The organism is Moellerella wisconsensis, assembly GCF_022592395.1.
Classification (GTDB): Bacteria; Pseudomonadota; Gammaproteobacteria; order Enterobacterales; family Enterobacteriaceae; genus Moellerella; species Moellerella wisconsensis.
Genome location: NZ_CP093243.1, coordinates 214634 through 231053, shown reverse-complemented (window position 1 = coordinate 231053; position 16420 = coordinate 214634). Strand labels below are relative to the sequence as shown.

At 45.6% G+C, this 16420-nt stretch carries 23 protein-coding genes; 4 read left to right on the top strand and 19 right to left on the bottom strand.

Translation table 11 applies throughout. The features are described from left to right. The 4 genes from MNY66_RS17215 to MNY66_RS17200 all read left to right on the top strand — a co-directional run bounded on the left by MNY66_RS17215 (position 1) and on the right by MNY66_RS17200 (position 3560). Entirely contained in the window at positions 1–915 is a 915-nt protein-coding gene (locus MNY66_RS17215; protein ID WP_241501921.1) for an AbiJ-NTD4 domain-containing protein, read from the top strand. 81 nt (positions 916–996) lie between these two features. Then, positions 997–1527, top strand: a complete 531-nt coding sequence (locus tag MNY66_RS17210; protein ID WP_241501920.1) for a hypothetical protein — start codon at positions 997–999, stop codon at positions 1525–1527. Between the two features lie 59 nt (positions 1528–1586). Further along, complete coding sequence (locus MNY66_RS17205) at positions 1587–2723, top strand: ISAs1 family transposase (RefSeq protein WP_024602346.1); 1137 nt, start codon at positions 1587–1589, stop codon at positions 2721–2723. A gap of 15 nt (positions 2724–2738) precedes the next feature. Beyond that, complete coding sequence (locus tag MNY66_RS17200; RefSeq protein ID WP_241501919.1) at positions 2739–3560, top strand: hypothetical protein; 822 nt, start codon at positions 2739–2741, stop codon at positions 3558–3560. A gap of 229 nt (positions 3561–3789) precedes the next feature. Here MNY66_RS17200 and MNY66_RS17195 read toward each other — a convergent pair whose 3' ends face one another. From MNY66_RS17195 to MNY66_RS17105, 19 genes are all read right to left on the bottom strand, one after another. After that, the gene (locus MNY66_RS17195) at positions 3790–5184 is read right to left on the bottom strand and encodes a hypothetical protein (RefSeq protein ID WP_011039639.1); all 1395 of its coding nucleotides are present in this window, start codon (positions 5182–5184) and stop codon (positions 3790–3792) included. A gap of 23 nt (positions 5185–5207) precedes the next feature. Further along, complete coding sequence (locus MNY66_RS17190; RefSeq protein WP_011039638.1) at positions 5208–6260, bottom strand: pPIWI-associating nuclease domain-containing protein; 1053 nt, start codon at positions 6258–6260, stop codon at positions 5208–5210. Between the two features lie 669 nt (positions 6261–6929). Next, positions 6930–7619: a hypothetical protein gene (locus MNY66_RS17185; RefSeq protein ID WP_011039636.1), complete on the bottom strand. Its 690-nt coding sequence runs from the start codon at positions 7617–7619 to the stop codon at positions 6930–6932. 1 nt (position 7620) lies between these two features. Then, on the bottom strand, positions 7621–7773 hold the full coding sequence (locus MNY66_RS17180) for a hypothetical protein (RefSeq protein ID WP_011039635.1): 153 nt from the start codon (positions 7771–7773) through the stop codon (positions 7621–7623). 110 nt (positions 7774–7883) lie between these two features. Then, positions 7884–8234 carry a hypothetical protein gene (locus tag MNY66_RS17175; protein WP_011039634.1) on the bottom strand — a complete coding sequence of 117 codons (351 nt, stop codon included), beginning with the start codon at positions 8232–8234 and terminating at the stop codon, positions 7884–7886. 67 nt (positions 8235–8301) lie between these two features. Continuing rightward, on the bottom strand, positions 8302–8766 hold the full coding sequence (ssb, locus tag MNY66_RS17170) for a single-stranded DNA-binding protein (protein WP_011039633.1): 465 nt from the start codon (positions 8764–8766) through the stop codon (positions 8302–8304). Positions 8767–8975: 209 nt separating this feature from the next. Next, a complete protein-coding gene (locus tag MNY66_RS17165) occupies positions 8976–9407 on the bottom strand; it encodes a hypothetical protein (RefSeq protein ID WP_241501918.1) in 432 nt (143 codons plus the stop codon). A gap of 9 nt (positions 9408–9416) precedes the next feature. Continuing rightward, positions 9417–9701, bottom strand: a complete 285-nt coding sequence (locus MNY66_RS17160; RefSeq protein WP_011039631.1) for a hypothetical protein — start codon at positions 9699–9701, stop codon at positions 9417–9419. Positions 9702–9811: 110 nt separating this feature from the next. Beyond that, a complete protein-coding gene (locus MNY66_RS17155) occupies positions 9812–10732 on the bottom strand; it encodes an SPFH domain-containing protein (protein ID WP_011039630.1) in 921 nt (306 codons plus the stop codon). 18 nt (positions 10733–10750) lie between these two features. Continuing rightward, complete coding sequence (locus tag MNY66_RS17150; protein WP_011039629.1) at positions 10751–11188, bottom strand: NfeD family protein; 438 nt, start codon at positions 11186–11188, stop codon at positions 10751–10753. 496 nt (positions 11189–11684) lie between these two features. Next, entirely contained in the window at positions 11685–11951 is a 267-nt protein-coding gene (locus MNY66_RS17145) for a hypothetical protein (RefSeq protein ID WP_241501917.1), read from the bottom strand. A gap of 316 nt (positions 11952–12267) precedes the next feature. Beyond that, entirely contained in the window at positions 12268–12591 is a 324-nt protein-coding gene (locus MNY66_RS17140; RefSeq protein WP_241501916.1) for a hypothetical protein, read from the bottom strand. Then, positions 12588–13115, bottom strand: coding sequence for a hypothetical protein (locus tag MNY66_RS17135; RefSeq protein WP_213914207.1), 528 nt, complete (start codon positions 13113–13115; stop codon positions 12588–12590). The genes MNY66_RS17140 and MNY66_RS17135 overlap by 4 nt, the downstream gene beginning before the upstream one ends. Before the next feature lies 1 nt (position 13116). After that, positions 13117–13491, bottom strand: a complete 375-nt coding sequence (locus MNY66_RS17130) for a hypothetical protein (RefSeq protein WP_241501915.1) — start codon at positions 13489–13491, stop codon at positions 13117–13119. Between the two features lie 21 nt (positions 13492–13512). Next, positions 13513–13755, bottom strand: a complete 243-nt coding sequence (locus MNY66_RS17125) for a hypothetical protein (RefSeq protein WP_213914209.1) — start codon at positions 13753–13755, stop codon at positions 13513–13515. Beyond that, positions 13752–14504: a hypothetical protein gene (locus MNY66_RS17120; RefSeq protein WP_011039624.1), complete on the bottom strand. Its 753-nt coding sequence runs from the start codon at positions 14502–14504 to the stop codon at positions 13752–13754. The genes MNY66_RS17125 and MNY66_RS17120 overlap by 4 nt, the downstream gene beginning before the upstream one ends. Further along, positions 14504–15055, bottom strand: a complete 552-nt coding sequence (locus MNY66_RS17115) for a hypothetical protein (RefSeq protein ID WP_067423732.1) — start codon at positions 15053–15055, stop codon at positions 14504–14506. The genes MNY66_RS17120 and MNY66_RS17115 overlap by 1 nt, the downstream gene beginning before the upstream one ends. A gap of 149 nt (positions 15056–15204) precedes the next feature. Further along, positions 15205–15810 carry a DUF2913 family protein gene (locus MNY66_RS17110; protein ID WP_082981385.1) on the bottom strand — a complete coding sequence of 202 codons (606 nt, stop codon included), beginning with the start codon at positions 15808–15810 and terminating at the stop codon, positions 15205–15207. After that, positions 15803–16414, bottom strand: coding sequence for a hypothetical protein (locus tag MNY66_RS17105; protein ID WP_067423964.1), 612 nt, complete (start codon positions 16412–16414; stop codon positions 15803–15805). The genes MNY66_RS17110 and MNY66_RS17105 overlap by 8 nt, the downstream gene beginning before the upstream one ends. Between the last annotated feature and the right edge of the window lie 6 nt (positions 16415–16420).

Below are 16420 nucleotides of genomic sequence, written 5' to 3'. Positions count from 1 at the left end.
GTGGAATATTTCAGTGACAAAGAAAGAGGTCCCGTTCAACGGATAAATAACGAAGTAACTACTAAAGTCTGGGCTGGGCTTGTTTCATACATTAATGTTCTGGCAAACAACGGTTACTTCGGTAAAGACTTTCCTGAAGAATGTCCCGATGGGCAGGGATGCGTAGGCACCGAAGTCAAAGACCTCAAAGCAGCGTTACAGGCTGAGATCCCAAATCTTGATTGGCCATTGGCAACAGAAGTTGAATCAGAGGAATCATCATCTTGGTTTAGGGATATGGTACCCTTTGTGCCAAACTATCTGGATGTAATGGATTTACTCCAGTTCTGCTATAAACATGTGGCCATACCTGTTAAAGGGGGTTATCACAGCTTTTTCAGGCATTACCACTTTGACGATTTTCAAATTGAAGCTGGTAAAGCAGAATTTAGGGCAAAGGTAAACACAATATTTGCCAGAAACGGTCTTGCTTACGAGCTTCTTGTATCAGGTGATATCACCCGAATGCTAAGCCCGGAACTGAAGCAAATGATGGCAAGCATAAGCATTCCTGTAGAAAAAGAGTTACGCAGCATGCTCATGCGCGCGAATGAAAAAATAATCAACTATGATGTCACCATTCGTTATGATGCACTTAAAGAGCTTTGGGACTTTTGGGAGCGGCTCAAAAGCATATCTTATCCAACTGACAAAAGAGAGTCTGTGAAGAAGTTACTTGATGCGGCAGCTCATACATCGGAATTCAGATCGGTTTTAGAAATAGAGGCAAAAGCACTTACAGATATTGGAAATAGTTATTTCATTCGCCATACCGAAATTAAACAGATCAAGATTCAGGAAAGTGATCATATCGAATATCTATATCAGCGCATGTTCAGTTTGATACATCTTTTACTAAAAACACTTCCAAGTTGACATTATTTTTTTGAGCGGGCAATGGATATAAAGAAAGCTAATGAATATTTTCAGGAAGACAAGCTGCTGGGAGATAAGTGAATGGATGATCGTCCAGTCGTAGATTTTAACGCAATAAGTTATGCCAAAATAAGCACTGACTGGGATATCATTAGTCTAGTTATAAGCAAAGAAGATATAGATGATATAGTAGTTAGAGCTGCTGCTTTAACAATTCAAGGTGGTGAATCCTCCCTTTTCATGGAAGCAACCATCCTGGATTTGGAAAGTTTATGCACACTAGACTATCGTCAATTGCCAGAGCTAACAAAAGACCAAGTAGTTCTGATGGAAGAAAGGTTATCGGGTGAGACAGACTCGGTAATAGACATGTTTTTTCTTGAACTTAGATGTACAATCACACTTGGATGGAAGGAGCCAGAATCTAATGATGATATAAGATCCATTAGTTATCACAATAGCACTTTCAATAATCTCATCTACAGGAAAGCTAATTTTCTAGCATCTAATTTCGGAAGCAATAGATACAATATGCCTTATTGGTTGCGGCTCAGCCAACTGAGAGTTATGAGTCATATACCAAATAAGCACGGCAAGATCATTATAAATTGAACTTATAGAATATGTAGTGATCAGATCAAGGCATAATAATCACCTTGGTCACGTAAAATATGAGCGCTACTTTTCTGAAACACTTTAATTCAATTACCGATCCTCGCATTGAACGCTGTAAAAAGCATGAGCTTATCGATATTCTCCTTTTAGCCATTAGTGCAGTAATCTCCGGTGCACAAGGATGGGAGGATATTGAAGACTTTGGGCATCTAAAACTTGATTGGTTAAAAAGATATGGCGCTTTCAACGCGGGTATTCCAAGACACGACACCATAGCCCGTGTCATTTGTCGGTTAAAATCAGATGAAATAGAGCATGCATTTCAATCTTGGATATCTTCACTTATTGAAACCACGGGTGCTGATATTATTGCTATGGATGGAAAAACTGCACGTCGTTCATTTACAACCAAAGATAGAAAAAGTGCTTTACATACCGTCAGTGCATGGAGCTGCCAACACCAGTTAGTTTTAGGGCAAACAGCCGTTGATAGCAAAACAAATGAAATCACAGCCATACCTGAGTTACTCACCATGCTAGATATTGAAAATAGCATCATTACACTTGATGCTATGGGCTGCCAGCAAGAAATAGCGAAACAAATAATTAAACAAAAAGCTGATTATATCCTAGCGCTCAAAGGTAACCATTCAGGTATGCAGAGTGAATTAGAAGCTTGGTGGCACAAGAGTGAGCGCGAAGGATTGACCAATAGCAACTATGATAAACATACCGAAATAAGCTCAGGGCATGGGCGCATTGAAACAAGGGTTTGTCAGCAATTGCTTATTGATAAAAGCTGGTTAGATAAAATCTACCAATGGTCTGGCTTAAAGAGTGTTATTCAAGTAACCGCTGAGGTTCACGATAAATCATCAGGTACAGACACGATAGAAACGCGTTGGTATATTAGTTCGTTAGCGTTAGGTGCGGAGCAAGCACTTAATGCGGTACGAAGCCACTGGCAGGTTGAAAGTATGCATTGGATGTTGGATATGAACTTTAGGGAAGATGAATCAAGAATCCGTAAGAAGCAAGGACCCCTTGTTTTTAACGTAATGAGAAAAATAGCCATGGCGTTATTTAAACAAGATACAACTAAAACAGCCAGTATGGCGAGAAAAAAGAAAATGGCAGGGCTAGACGATGATTATCGCTCAACCCTGTTAGAATCTGGGATTAAAATGCGCTAGCCGTGACCAAATAAGTTGATCAATGAAGCACAGCTTGACGAAATATTCTTTTTCCCTATTCATCGGAGAGGCCTCAATGCAACAAGTTGTTCAATCAACGGACAAAAATATGTTACAGCCAACTTCGGACTCAATGGGATCCTTCATGAACTTAACCGATTTATTTATCACTTCCTGTCAACAGAGATTTATAGCCTGGAGAATAGAGAGAAGCGTGCGTTACCTGAGATAATTCCAATCGTGTTATATTTTTTAACATCATGTAGCCCAAGGTATTTCTATCCACAATTTCTTTTTGGTAAATCGAGTTGGAAAGTAAAAACTTTAACTGATTATCAACTTGATTTCATAATCCTACATGAAATATCCCATCATATCCTTGAACACCCTAAACGGGTCAGTTTGATAAAGGATTATGTTGAACGTCAGAACAAAATTAAGCAGTTTGAATACGAAGCCGATACATTAGCAAATGTACTTATGGCTTCGTCGATTATAACTGAGAGAAATGACGAACCACGAAGTAAGCATTCAGTCATTGTTTATACGGACGCAATTGAGGCGGTCGAGCTTCTTTTTGAACATATGAATTTCATTGAAAAAATGGAGGAGATCATACGTCATAGGTTTGGGTCATTTATAAATATTTCATCGACTAAAGGTGCACATCCGGAAGCATATACTCGCCTTGAGTATTTTCATAGAATTTTTGATAAGAATCGACAACTCTCTGAAACTGCACTGTATGCAAGGAATTTATATAACAAAATGACCAATTATTGCCTTGAGCTTTCTGATGACGAATTGGCGTCGTTGATGAGAGATTATCTTGTCTGATCTAGTGTAAGCTCAACTGTTGAATAAAAGTGTTGCATCCATTGGTTGAACCCACTGTACGAAGCGACAAGCTAACTAAGTTGAAGATCCGCTGTGAGCGAGGAACGGGCATATCTGTCATGTCGGGGTAAAGCAGAGGCGGTCATCAAACTCGTAACATTCCCCCCTTCATTATTACTTTTAACTCTTGTCAATTTTCTTCTTTCAAGAATATCCTTGCACCAAGCAATCACGGCTTTTCCTTGCCTTCGAGTTTGTCGACGACATCTGGAACAATACTAAACTCGGTTACTGATGCAAGTACCTGGTTTTTCCATTGGGTCTCACAGATGATCTCTCCATTGTGCTCAAACCAATGTGTTGCCCCCGGCAGGAAATCATGGGGCATTGGATGTGCAGCATTAGGGTTATGAAATACTTCAAGTTCAAAACACCAAAATTCTTTGCCATCGCAAAGATTAATATATTCAGGCGATTGAATATCTAGATCGAAGTCAATTGGTTCCAAGGCTCCTTCAGTCCTATCAAATAAAATCCCAACCCTGCGGGCTTTCACAATTGGTGAGGAAAATTCAGCTTGGATTGCCATTCGCTGGAATTTTGGCAATGTTCCAGCATTACTAAACAAGATAGCAGATAAATTCTCCATCTCTGGGTGGTTAAATAGTCCTGCCGGAATATTTTCATGGCCTATAAGCCGTTCAATTGATAATGCAGCAGCCTTCATACCTTTGGATGTTTTGACTGTATGTGCGGTTTGCCCATACAAATAGGTTGGAAGTGACTCGCGAGACCAGACCATAGTGCCCCCACCGCTAAAATCCGCTATAGCGATTGCAAATGGGAATCCTTTAACATGTGGTAGTTCTTCATACCTTCTCTGGAGTTTAGATCTGATGGTCTTAGCGAACCGTGCTGCCATATCACCTGCTGTGCGAGCTAATCGATCTCCTGGGGGGAATTGTGTTTGAGGCAACTTTAGGCTGCCCGGACCAGTTGGATTCGCGGTGACCGCCTCAACATATGCTTTTTTATTACCGTTCATTAGCATAAAATCCGGAGATGGATAATCTTGAAAAACTTTAATCCCCTGCTCTTTAAAACATGCGAAAAGGTATAGCTCCCAGATTCTAGAGTTGAATCCTCGGGTCTGGAGATCGGTAATGAAGTTATCATCAGGTTTTGGTAATGCCAGATAGAACTCGGCAATTAAATGAAATGCTCCTCGGTACTTTATCGTGGACGATAATTGTACAAATGCCTGGCAAACATTCCGCTCACCAACCTGATCCAGTCGGGCTCTACGTGATTGCCCAGATGGAATCGGTAATAAATCCCCCCCGGCTGAAAGGTGCTTATCAAGATGCACCAATGCCTCCTGCTCGGTAAAACACATCTTATGCTCGATAGGTACCAGCACATAATCTTCCCGTCGTCTAAGCACGACAAGGCCATATGAATTTTTGCTGTATTGAAGGACTGCACCATATCCAAGCCCTTTTTCATTTGACCAAGCGGAAAGGAATTCCGCATTACCATAATTAGGGCCATGTGGCAATGACATTGCAAATATCTTAAATGCTTCAGCAGGCATTCTTTTTAGGCTATAGATCTTATTAGACATTTTTCATCCCTCCATAGATAATCCTAAAATTCAGTTAAATTGAAGCTTCCTTGATTTAGATGACATATTTCTGGGACGACCGATTCTGATATGTCTTCACTTTCATGAATCTCTAGTGTTACTACTGTACTAAGCTCAGGAAACAATCTTCTCTTTGTTTTTGGTTTAATTTTTATATATGAGATCATCTCCAAAAATCTGGTGGTTGTATAAATTGTGTCATAATGAGCAGATCCTTCGCCATCGTCATACCATGAGCCTGTATCCACTACTACAGTGTTAAGTAATGGTGCTATTGCATTGAAATTATCAGTGCGAATAGAGACTGCAAACTTGAATGGATAAGAATCTTCCTGTGCAAAGTAATCCTCCCCACGCCCGTATTGTCTAGTAATTTCAACTATTCCGCGCACCAAAAGATAAATATAATTTTCGTCAAGGTTCAGCAACTCAATGGACTCAACATTGCACCAATCAACAGCTGTTTGTGAAGATAATATATCCAGTTCGTCAGGGATATTATTCATTGTGATATCAGTAACTTCATTTTGTACTTCCTCGATTATTGATTCGGTAATAACACGCTCAAGTTCATCGAAGGTATCGAAAATTCTGTTACACAGTTCTATTATCAGTTTAGCACTTTCAAAAAACTGTTTGGGGTTACTATCAAATGAATGTTCGCTAATATGGGTGTAATCGTTTAACGAAGAATAGTTTTTATTGAACCATGCTATACCATCATCTAGTCTTTCGATAGCTACATCATCAAGTAGTTGATCGGGTATATGCTTTTGGGCGATGTATTTTGCTTGCTGTTTACGGGTAATAGTGGCGTTATTTTTATTTTTTGTGAACCATGGAGATGCCATAACTCTGTCATTTGGTGCCAGTCGTTTCAGCACATGATTTATTAGCTCACGTATTGCAAATGCAAAGTTGTTGAAGCGCAGCGGATTACCATGAGAACAATAGTTGCGAAGACTGGCATGTAAGAGCTCATGCTCAAAGTCGGTTTCTAGGTGCTCTTGAAACTCTTTGATGAAATCCATTTCAAGCATTTTTTTTAGTTTCATGTAAGTGCCTAAGTATCAATTAATTGTGGGCTGAATAGCCTGCTTTTATGTTACAGAACATACTGGTACATTGGATAGTGGTAGCTTGATAAAAATGCACGGTTACTTAGATTAAGTAATCAAGAATCAAGAATGTCGGACTTTAAAAGTAATAGTTTCCCATATCTGTATCCATTCACTGCATTGTGTATTATTCACTATGGCTAACGTCCGCTCATGGCACAGAACAGCCTGTCAGAGCATGCTAAATTAGATTTCATGTGGCACAGGGGAACATCCGTGTTCATAGAAATGTTTCTTAAATAAGTCACCCTAAGTAGCGACGGTTAATTGAAATAACACTGCGACGGCGAACAGGGGAGGTTACGGTTTGCGGCTCCATAACATGGTCGGCGGTATCGCCCTGAGGCTTTACATCACCCCCCTTTCCAATCAGAGCTCGCCGCATGTGCCTGTCCATCAGGTCACGCGTCCACCCGAACGCATATGCTGGCTTCCCACATTGACTGGCATCCATCAGAGGTCCGGCGATGATGTCCCATATTTTTTGTGTCAGTGACTGACCGCGAAGGCCATATCCGGACAGCTTCCGGCGTAGCTTTTTAGTCGTCATTGAGTGCGTAGACTGTCCGTTTTTCACGTTAATTCTCCACCTATTGAGCCCAGGGGCTAGTTGATGCGTTGGCCGGGAGTTGGGTTCGGGCTGTCCGCATGCTGAGAGGCTTTGATAATCTCAATGGATTGCTCAATACCACTGACATCTTGTCCCTTACTGGCAAGGATATGTTTTTGCTCATTCAACGCCATGATGGCATTTTCTATACCCGCACTGAATACGTCTTCTTTCACCTTTTCCGTGGTGATAACGCCATTGGTAACGGCTGCAAATCCGTTAACGACTTCATTCAGTGCCAACGCACCTTCCGGCTCAAATTGTTGGTAGTTATGCAGGTCAATAAACGGCAATAGCTTATCCAGCAGGCCGCTCAGCGCATAGAACATCGTCAGCAGATACAGGTTGTCATTTTCAGTCGTACTGTTATCGGCGATTTTTTTTGCCAACGTTTCTTGGGCTTTGGCGTTGTACCTTGCTGCCCAGGACTCACTTACACAAGTCAAATAGCGCTCACCTTCCTTTTGGGTAGCCTCAATGCTTGGCACGCCAAAGGAGTTCGGTAGCGCATCACGCCAAGGGATCCGCTGCTCACCGAGGTAAATACCTTCTGAGGTCGATTTCAGGTAGGTCAGGTGGGTAAATATTTCCATCAAGTGATGGTTTTCAGACAGGAGGGTATGCTCATGGTGAACAGCACCCATCGCGAGGTCGTTCAGGGCTTTGGTGGTTTTTGGATCTATCATACTACTTCTCTAAGTCTGCGGGATGCGTATGCACTGGCGCGCGACCATGACGCATGGTGTACAGGGTATCGCGGTGATGCTTAGCATCCATTGTGTTATTGTTTTTGTTTCCCCAGGATAACTGAGAAAGTAATTTTTTGAAGAACGCGTTCAATTTTGGCCTCTCCTATTTACAGCAGAATTTTGTTCTTAATCAGTGATATCTGCGAGTTAAAAGTGGTAACACGAGCATGTTACCACTGTTATTTCCGCTAACGAAATGTGTTATTTCGGCAGTAAGCCGCATTCTCCGGCGATAGTCAGCACGTCACCATTGCGGATCACCACTCCGATATTTCGGATGTGTTCAATTTTCCCTGCCGCACAATCACTGGCCTGAACCAATTGTGTGACCAGTTGAGCCGATGCTGCGGTGGCTTTGTCCAGGGCTGTTTCAGGCGTATTCAGGAAGAACACATAGAACGTGGCAACTGCACCCAGCATGACCATCATCAAGCTACGAAACAGCAATGAAACTACAGCGAATCCTACTACGGCGATCCCTGCGTAACTTAACGCTTGGCCGATACTGCCGTTATTGAGAATGGCATTTAAAGACGCCTGTATTTCGTTCATATCAGACTCCGAGAGATAGAAACATTAATGCAGCCACGAAGGCTGCATAACGGACAGATGGCGGGTATTAGAATGGTGGATCGTCGGAATTTGGCGCACCCCAGCCACCTTGCTGGCCGCTCTGGGCGTTATTCGGCTGCTGACTGCCCTGGCGATTATTTTGTTGGTTTTGTTGCGATGCCGAACCGAGCATCTGCATGGTGCCACCGGAGGCAGGGTTAACAACGACTTCAGTAGTGTAGCGATCCGCACCACTTTGATCTTGCCACTTACGCGTGCTCAGCTGCCCTTCAATATAGATCTGGGAACCTTTACGCAGGTACTCACCGACGACGTCGGCTAATTTCCCGAAGAAGACAACGCGGTGCCACTCCGTTTTTTCCCGTTGCTCCCCCGTCTGCTTGTCACGCCAAGTTTCAGACGTTGCGACAGAAATATTAGCGACCGAACCACCGTTTGCCATTGCGTGTACCTCAGGGTCTTGACCCAGTTTTCCCACAATAATGACCTTGTTAACCCCACGCTGTGCCATGTTGCTTACCTTTTGTTGTTTAAAATTTAATGCGTTACATCACCCATTTTACGGATGTACGCCAACTGACAAACCTTTAAGGGGGACAAAATGAGGTGCTTTTATGAAAAACAACGTAGCGGATTGAAAGTAAAAGAAAAGGCACCCAATGGATGCCTTTACGTGGTACTGACTAACGTAATATAGAAACGCCCTGGTGAGGCGTAAACTTAAGCCAGCTGCTCAGCCAATTTGCTTGCTAATTTTTCAGCCTCTTCCGGAAGACTCAGAGCCTGAATGAGGGCAACTTTCTCGCCATCCGCTTTCACACCATACACAACCCAATAAAGCACGTCACCCGGCGCAGCGGCTAAGTCATCTACATCCCCACTTTCGGGCAATTCAATGATTGTTTCACCGACACCCATTGCACCGTATGCCACACGCAGGAAACCGTGATCAGTTCCCAATGGTAAACCGTTCACAACAAATTCACGAATCGATGAAAGGTCTTTTTCCGGCACCTGTTTTGCGAATTCAAGCAAGTCAGGAAAGACGGACAGAATTTCATAGGCACTGTCTGTGTCACGGGTTGTATTCATTAGGACGTTGATTGCCCACAGAGCGCCTTGTTTGAATTCAGTAGAGGTCAGAGTAGTCATATTGGTTCCTTATCTTTTTTGTCGTTTGAAGCTTTCGCTTCCATATTGTTTAAAGTATTCAGTGAAGCCCTTGTCACTCTCCCGAGTGGCGGATTCTGCTGCGGCGTTAGCCTTGCGCATATCGCGCTCAGCAACCTCATTACTCAGCTTCATGTAGCGGGCCATGTTGTCCTGGCTGGGCTCAGACACTACGTCGTCGTAGGCAGATTGGTAACGCTCATCCAGCGACAGACCAAACGTTGTTGAACATCCTGCCAGAAAAATAACAAGAGGTAAAATAATTAATTTATTCATATGGTTACGTCATTTTCAGAGCCAGAGTAGGGATTTCGTTTTGCCCATTTTCAGAGCCAGACTCTTGTTCTCGTTTTCTAAAAAGGCCACCGAACGATGGCCGATTGAGTCTATTTGGAAACGGCAGAACCGACAGACATCAGAGAACCCGCATTGATGAGACCGCCAACGCTTTGCGCCAGATCAGCAGGCATTGCCACCACTTTCGCGTTAGGACTGGTCGCCAGGTTAGAAAGCGTCTGGATATAATTGTTCGCCAGCTGGAAACTCATTGCCTCACGGCCACCCTCAATGGTGAGCGCTTCAGCCAACTTGGACGAGGCTTTGAACTGCCCATTTGCGAGCGTTTCCAGTGCGGTCGCTTCACGAATAGCAGATTCTTGCTTAGCTTCAGCATCCAAGATAAGGGATTCTTTCTTGCCCTCCGCTTCCATGATGGCTGCATTTTTATTCCCGGCAGCGAGCTCTTCCGTGGCTTTTCGCTCACGCACCGCAGCGGCCTGTTTCTCCATCGATTTCAGCATGGAATCTGACGGCGTGATGTCCTGAATGTCTACGGTTCGTAGCATCAGACCCCAGTCTTCCATTTGCACATCCATGTTCGATCGCAGCTTTGCAGCAAGCTGATCACGGTTGGTCAGGGTCTCATCCAACTCCATTCCGCCAACGGCGTTACGGATGGTGGTCATGACCAGATTGCGCACGGCAGTATTGAAGTTATCGACCCCGTAGGCCGCTTTTTTCGGATCTGCCACACGGATGAAGCAAATCGCATTCACTTTCGTCATGGCGTTGTCTTTGGTGATGGCCTCAATGCCCTTAACTTCAATCATCTGGTCTTTGGCTGACATGCGATAGGCAACGTTATCCAGAAACGGGATAAGGATGTTCAGACCGGGATTTAGCGTAGTGTGGTATTTCCCCAGGCGCTCAACCACCCACTGATCTGCCTGCGGTACGATGCGAACACACTGATATAAAGTGACCGCGAGAAACAGAAGAAAAATAACCAGCCCGATAACACCAACCATAATAATTACCTTTTTAAGTTAAAGATTATCCGCATTCACTGCGGTGACTTGAACAACACCTTCAGTAACCCCAACAATGCAAATACGGGCTTCCTTCGGCAACGCGACTTCTGACTGACACGGCCACTGCTGATTACCTTGCACAGGTTTCGTCAGCAAAATCACACTTTGTCCGCCAGCTTGGATGGCAGAGGCCAAAATCCCCACCTGCCCCACCAGCGGCTCTTCCACGTATCGCTCTGGCTTGAGGCGTGACCACTTTACCCAGGCCAGCGCACAGCACAGTGTTGAAATACACCAAATCCCGATCTGTGCGGTAAAACTCAGTTCGGGCACCATCAGCACGGCAACTGCGGGTATTAACGCGGCTAATGCCATCCACAACCCAAAAAATGTGATTGTAAATAGCTCTATCAGGCCGCACACAGCCCCTATTCCGACCCAAATCCAGACCACGATTGAGACCTCCTTCGCGTTTACTCGACACAACTCGTTAGCATCAGAACAGCTAACTTATAGGCTACACACCCAAGAATGACCGCGACCATCGCGCAAGTTATAGACCAGGCCTTGGTACCGCGTGTCATTAGCACCCCATCCACACGACAGCACAGAAGTGGAAGCGCAGCGAACACAACCAGCATCAGGCTTAAAATGAACAGGAACACGGTTAATAACGTCAACACGCACAATTCTCCAATAATGGATGAGTAGCAAGGATAAGGCGTTTACGTGCTTAGCTCATCAATAAAGGCTGTCATTTTGATGACGAAAAAAAGTAACTGCACAGCAAGAAAAATACGGCTCCACAAATCGGTATGTAACCCCAGCTGTAAAAACTGGCTGGGTGAATCGATAACCAACCCAGTTGAACCAGCAAGAGTCCGACCGCGATTATGCCCATGAATGGTTCCTTATATGGAATGCACCAATGACTTAAGTGAAACACGAGTCAGACGTCTGACGAAATTTTCAAAACTTTTTTCGTCACACCCTCGACGAATTTCCAACGATGGGCGCGCCCTTCAAAGCCATAGGTTTCACAGACATAGCCTTGACGCATCAAGGACGAACCTATTCCGCTGACGGCGCTTCCTCGGTTCGCCCAGTGATAGCCACCGTTGGAATTTAGCCAGTCAACGATGTCTGTCACATGCCGTTGCTTTCCATCCTTCATCAGGGTCTCGATGCGGATCATGGTCCGTTTCCAGTCGGTCATGAATTGCCCCGTACCGGTGGTACCGGCTACGGCGATACGCATATCTTCGTGAAGTTGAGCGCGCAAGACTTTGCCCAAGTGACGGGAGCCAGGAACCCTGCGAGGTTCAAGTTGAACCCTTAGGGGAATAGTGGGCGTCGCTGATCTTTTCTGTAACGCCGTCATAACTCAGCTTTCTCGAAGGGGACTTTTCAATTTCAAGAAAACCGATGCCCCACTGACGCATGAGCAATAAAGGGAAGTCGCGACGAGCGGAAGACTTCTTGCAAGCCACATAAATATGGTGAGGCATTCCAGCCTTGTCTCTGCGGTACGGCTAAAACCAGGACATAGCTTGTTCCAGTACCGGTAGGCCGATTGCCTTTTTGCATTCGATGACTTGCACTATCGAGCCTTTGGTAGCAACAAAATCAGGCCGTTTGCCGTGGTGCTTCAAATGGACTTCGGGATACACCTCCCAATGCAACCACTTCAACCAAGCCTGGACACAAGCGGCAATTTCCGCTTCTGTCATATCGTTGCTGTCAGGTGAAGAGAATTCCGGCTGGTGAGGCAAGTACGTGGTAAAGCTGCCATCCACGCCATCATGCGTACCGAATCGCCGGTTATGTTCGATCATATGGTCAGCGTAGTGGCTCATCGCACGTTAGCCTCCTGTTCAGCTGCGAACATCATGGATAACGCGATCGTGACTTGGGTTACAGTGCGATGGCTAAACGCCATGATATAAGCCTGCGCTGCGGAGCGGGCAGTGTCGTCTTCGACCAGTGCAACGGTGGTGATAGCTTCTTTGTGGCTGGTGGGATAGACCCGACCAGCCCACCAGCTCAACGCGTCATTGAACAGGACGATTAACGCAGTGAACAGTGTCCAGAGGGTGGCGAACGCAATCAGGCATAACATCATGCATGACATGAACAGCGCGGCCAGCGTGTGCCAGCTGTCTACATCCGTGGTGATGATCCGCACAATAAATCCGACCGAACTGGCCCAAAGCGCCACTGACAACAATGAGCGCTTCCGGTATTGCTGTTTCGCTCCGCTGCGCGCCATCATGACTTTGAACCACAACATGAAGAGCACCAGATAGGCTTTTTGCCCGAACGTGGCACAAGCCCAATGAGGGCGCACACTCTTTTCCAGATACTGGTTGGCGTATTTCATCTTAACGGTGGCTCCAGTCGTTTTTCAGGATGGCGATGCTTGACCGTGGGGCTTTACCGACCCACTCACAACAGGTGAACCAGAAACGATTAAATTTGTAGGGGATACGGGTGTAATACAAATCCCCGTCATCTTCTTTGATTTTTTCTCCGTTGATGACCGGAAGCTGGTGGCAGAACGGACAGGCCGCAGCGCCCTGCGCCATTTCTGGGGCGATCGGAAAATCGGTAGGACCTAACACATCAGGATCAGCTGACAAGCGGTCACGCCAGCAAGTACCTTCAGGCAACGTGATGAACTCATCATCCAGTACGTATTCAAAAGTCGGCATTAGGATGTGATGAACACCATGCTTACGCCACCGCAGTTGTGCCATAAACTCCACGGTTTCACCTGGTTAGGACTCCATAGGAACACGGAAGCGATAAACGCCGGGAGCGGTGGGTAAACCGTGTCCTTTTGTGTCTACAACATGCCAGATAATGTTTTTTTCAGCGACAGTTGCGTTATCAGCGATAACTTCCGCTGGTGAAAAAGATTGAGATTCAAACATGATGCTTAACACTCCTTTCGTGCAAATTAATTGGCCGAGTTGAATGAGAGAGCGAATACGTGCGTAGAACAACGATGGGTGCTTCATCGCCCCACCCTCCCTACAGTGGCAATGCCGTGTAAGATGAACTCTGGTGGTGACCCGTTTTCAATTCGGTAGATAGACAAGAAAACAAACAGTGCGACCCAAACGGTCATGAGTGGTGATAGCATGAACGGCAATACAGTCCAGACGGTCAGTAGAAGCAGGCTGAATGACGCACCGATGACAATAAAGGCCTGATATAGAACCAACTTGTAATTGGCAAGCATGCGTAGAAGCGCATTTTTGCGAAAGGATGGGTTGTGGCGGAAATTGCGAAACTCAATCCACATCAATCCGATCCAAAACACATACGGGCACAGGCTGGCAGCGGCGTTGATGAGCAACATATCCCTCAATGCCATCATCACTGAAACCCGATTTGTCTCTGAATGAAATTGCCCATCAGCCATCAGCCTCACGGCGCGAATGAATCCGTTGTCCTCAATATTCAACGTGATGATAACGAGCGTGAAAATACCGAAGCCAATCCGCAGCGCATTTCGTGACATTTCCGAGGTTTTCATCCCCCAACCAATCATGGACGTTGCCCCGCAAATATAGGCCACACCAAGGAGTGATGACTGCTCCCATGATGCTTGCTCAAACCCGGCCAGTGAGAACCAGCTGAGGCAAAAAATTCCAATCACCCCCAAGCAGCAGAATAGGCTTCGTCGTGAGAGTAGCGGGTAATGCAGCGCACATAATGCAATGTGCTGGAGCTCCGAAAACGGGAGGATGAACAAGTTGCGCATTAACCTGCCCTCCGGGTTTTAAGTTCCAGACGAGAGCGAATTAGCGCGTAGCGGTCATGGAAAAGGTGACTTTCACCAATACCACTGGCCTGGCGACTACAGAACCAGACCACATCATGTACCTGCGCATAGGAGACACCCCCTTGCGTGTTCAGCAGCGTGATGAGCTCACGAGTGACATCGTCTGGAGCACCACAAGCCACGAACCGAAGTAAGGATGCGTGTGTAAAAGCGCTGTCTATCTCAGCCACCTGATAAAATAACCCCCCAGGGCTTCGCGCTAATACGGTCATGGCTGTCATAACCGTGGCCGCAGTGCCAACCAACATAAACAAAGGTTGAGTGCCACCTGTTGAGATAAAACTAGCACCCGTGCTGACCATCGCCATCCCTGCCAATAGCGCGGTCAAACCGGCGATATTGCGCTTCATCGAAATACGGCGCATGCCGGACATAGAGATATGACCGGACTTAGCCTCTTGTGACAAAAAGCGAGATAACGATTCTTGGTATTCAGTGCCTGGCGTAAGTGTGCCAATGTTTTTTGACATGCTGCCCCCTGTTCTTGACTTGTGAACAGGTTACCTCTGAGGGATCCGCTGACGAAATGAAAAGGTCAGCAGTTTGATGGGATTTTCCAGATAAAAAAAAGAGCCTTTTAATCGGCTCTCTTTATTGTTAAATCATCAATTCATGACCGTCATTCCGGTAATGCGGTCATACAATAATGCGGTTTCTGTAGCGGTTCTGTGCGGGATAATGCCCAATTGCAAGAGGCCAGCAGAGATTGAACCTTCTCCACCCTGCCCGTTAACAGCACTTCAACGGGCGCTACCTGGGCACCCTCGTTGCTAAAGCCCTGGTCTAAGGTTGACTTTCGGATCCGGAGGTAGTCAGTGTTGGCATTGAGCCGTGCGGTATCCGTCTTCAGCCATTCAACTTCGTTCAGAAGTGAATACGGCCAGCCCATTTGGGCTAATGTCCCCAAAATAGTCGTCAGTCGATAAAGGTCATTTTTGGTTGTCAGTTTACCGGTCCCACTGTCGTACAAGTATTGCAGCTTTTCTTTCAGCTTGGCACTCGTGGGGTGATTCTCTCCTTGACTGATAAGCCAGCGCAGATCCGGGGCGACATCTTTCGAAAAACGTTTTTGCCTCATGGCTTGTTTCAACCATTCGAACAAAAAGAGATGTTCTTGTATGTTACCGTTCGCCCGACCATTGCGCTTGGCGATAGCCAACGCGACAAGCGCACACCAGGCAAGATGTGCGCTCATTTGGTTCAAGGTGGTTTTCATTTCAGTCATGACTATCCGTGCTGCTTATACTTTCGTTTTTGTTTACATCAGGCATTTTACCTGAAACGCTAATACAACGCGATGCATTCAAAAGCGCACTTTCTGCCCCGGCAGTGCGTGCCTTCAGGTCATCCGTCTTTGTGTCGCGGTAAAGCAATTTTTGCGCCCGGCTCTCGTGCGTGACATCGATCGGAATACCCGTTGCGATGACAGTGTTGAGGTACTCGATAGCTGAACGTCCATCGGTTGGTAGGTAAGTCATAGTGTCATATTCACGCCCCATTGACTCGTATAACCGCTTGATTTCATCAACCGACAACATGGCATTAAATCGGAACAGCCTACCAGCAAAAAATAACACAGTAAAAATAAGGCATGCCCCGAAAACACCCGCAAGATAGCCAGCGACGGTGACGAATTCCACGAGGCCTTCAGACGGATTTTTATCTGAATAATACTGGAACAGGATCACGGCAAAAGCGGCAAGAAAAACGATTGCGAGCCCGTAGAAGCAACATGCTATGTAACCCTCCATAAATTTGGTGAATTTCATCCGCAAGTATGACTCTTGCCTTTTCAGGTAGAGTTCGACATCTGTCGTTTCGATATTCATAAGAGC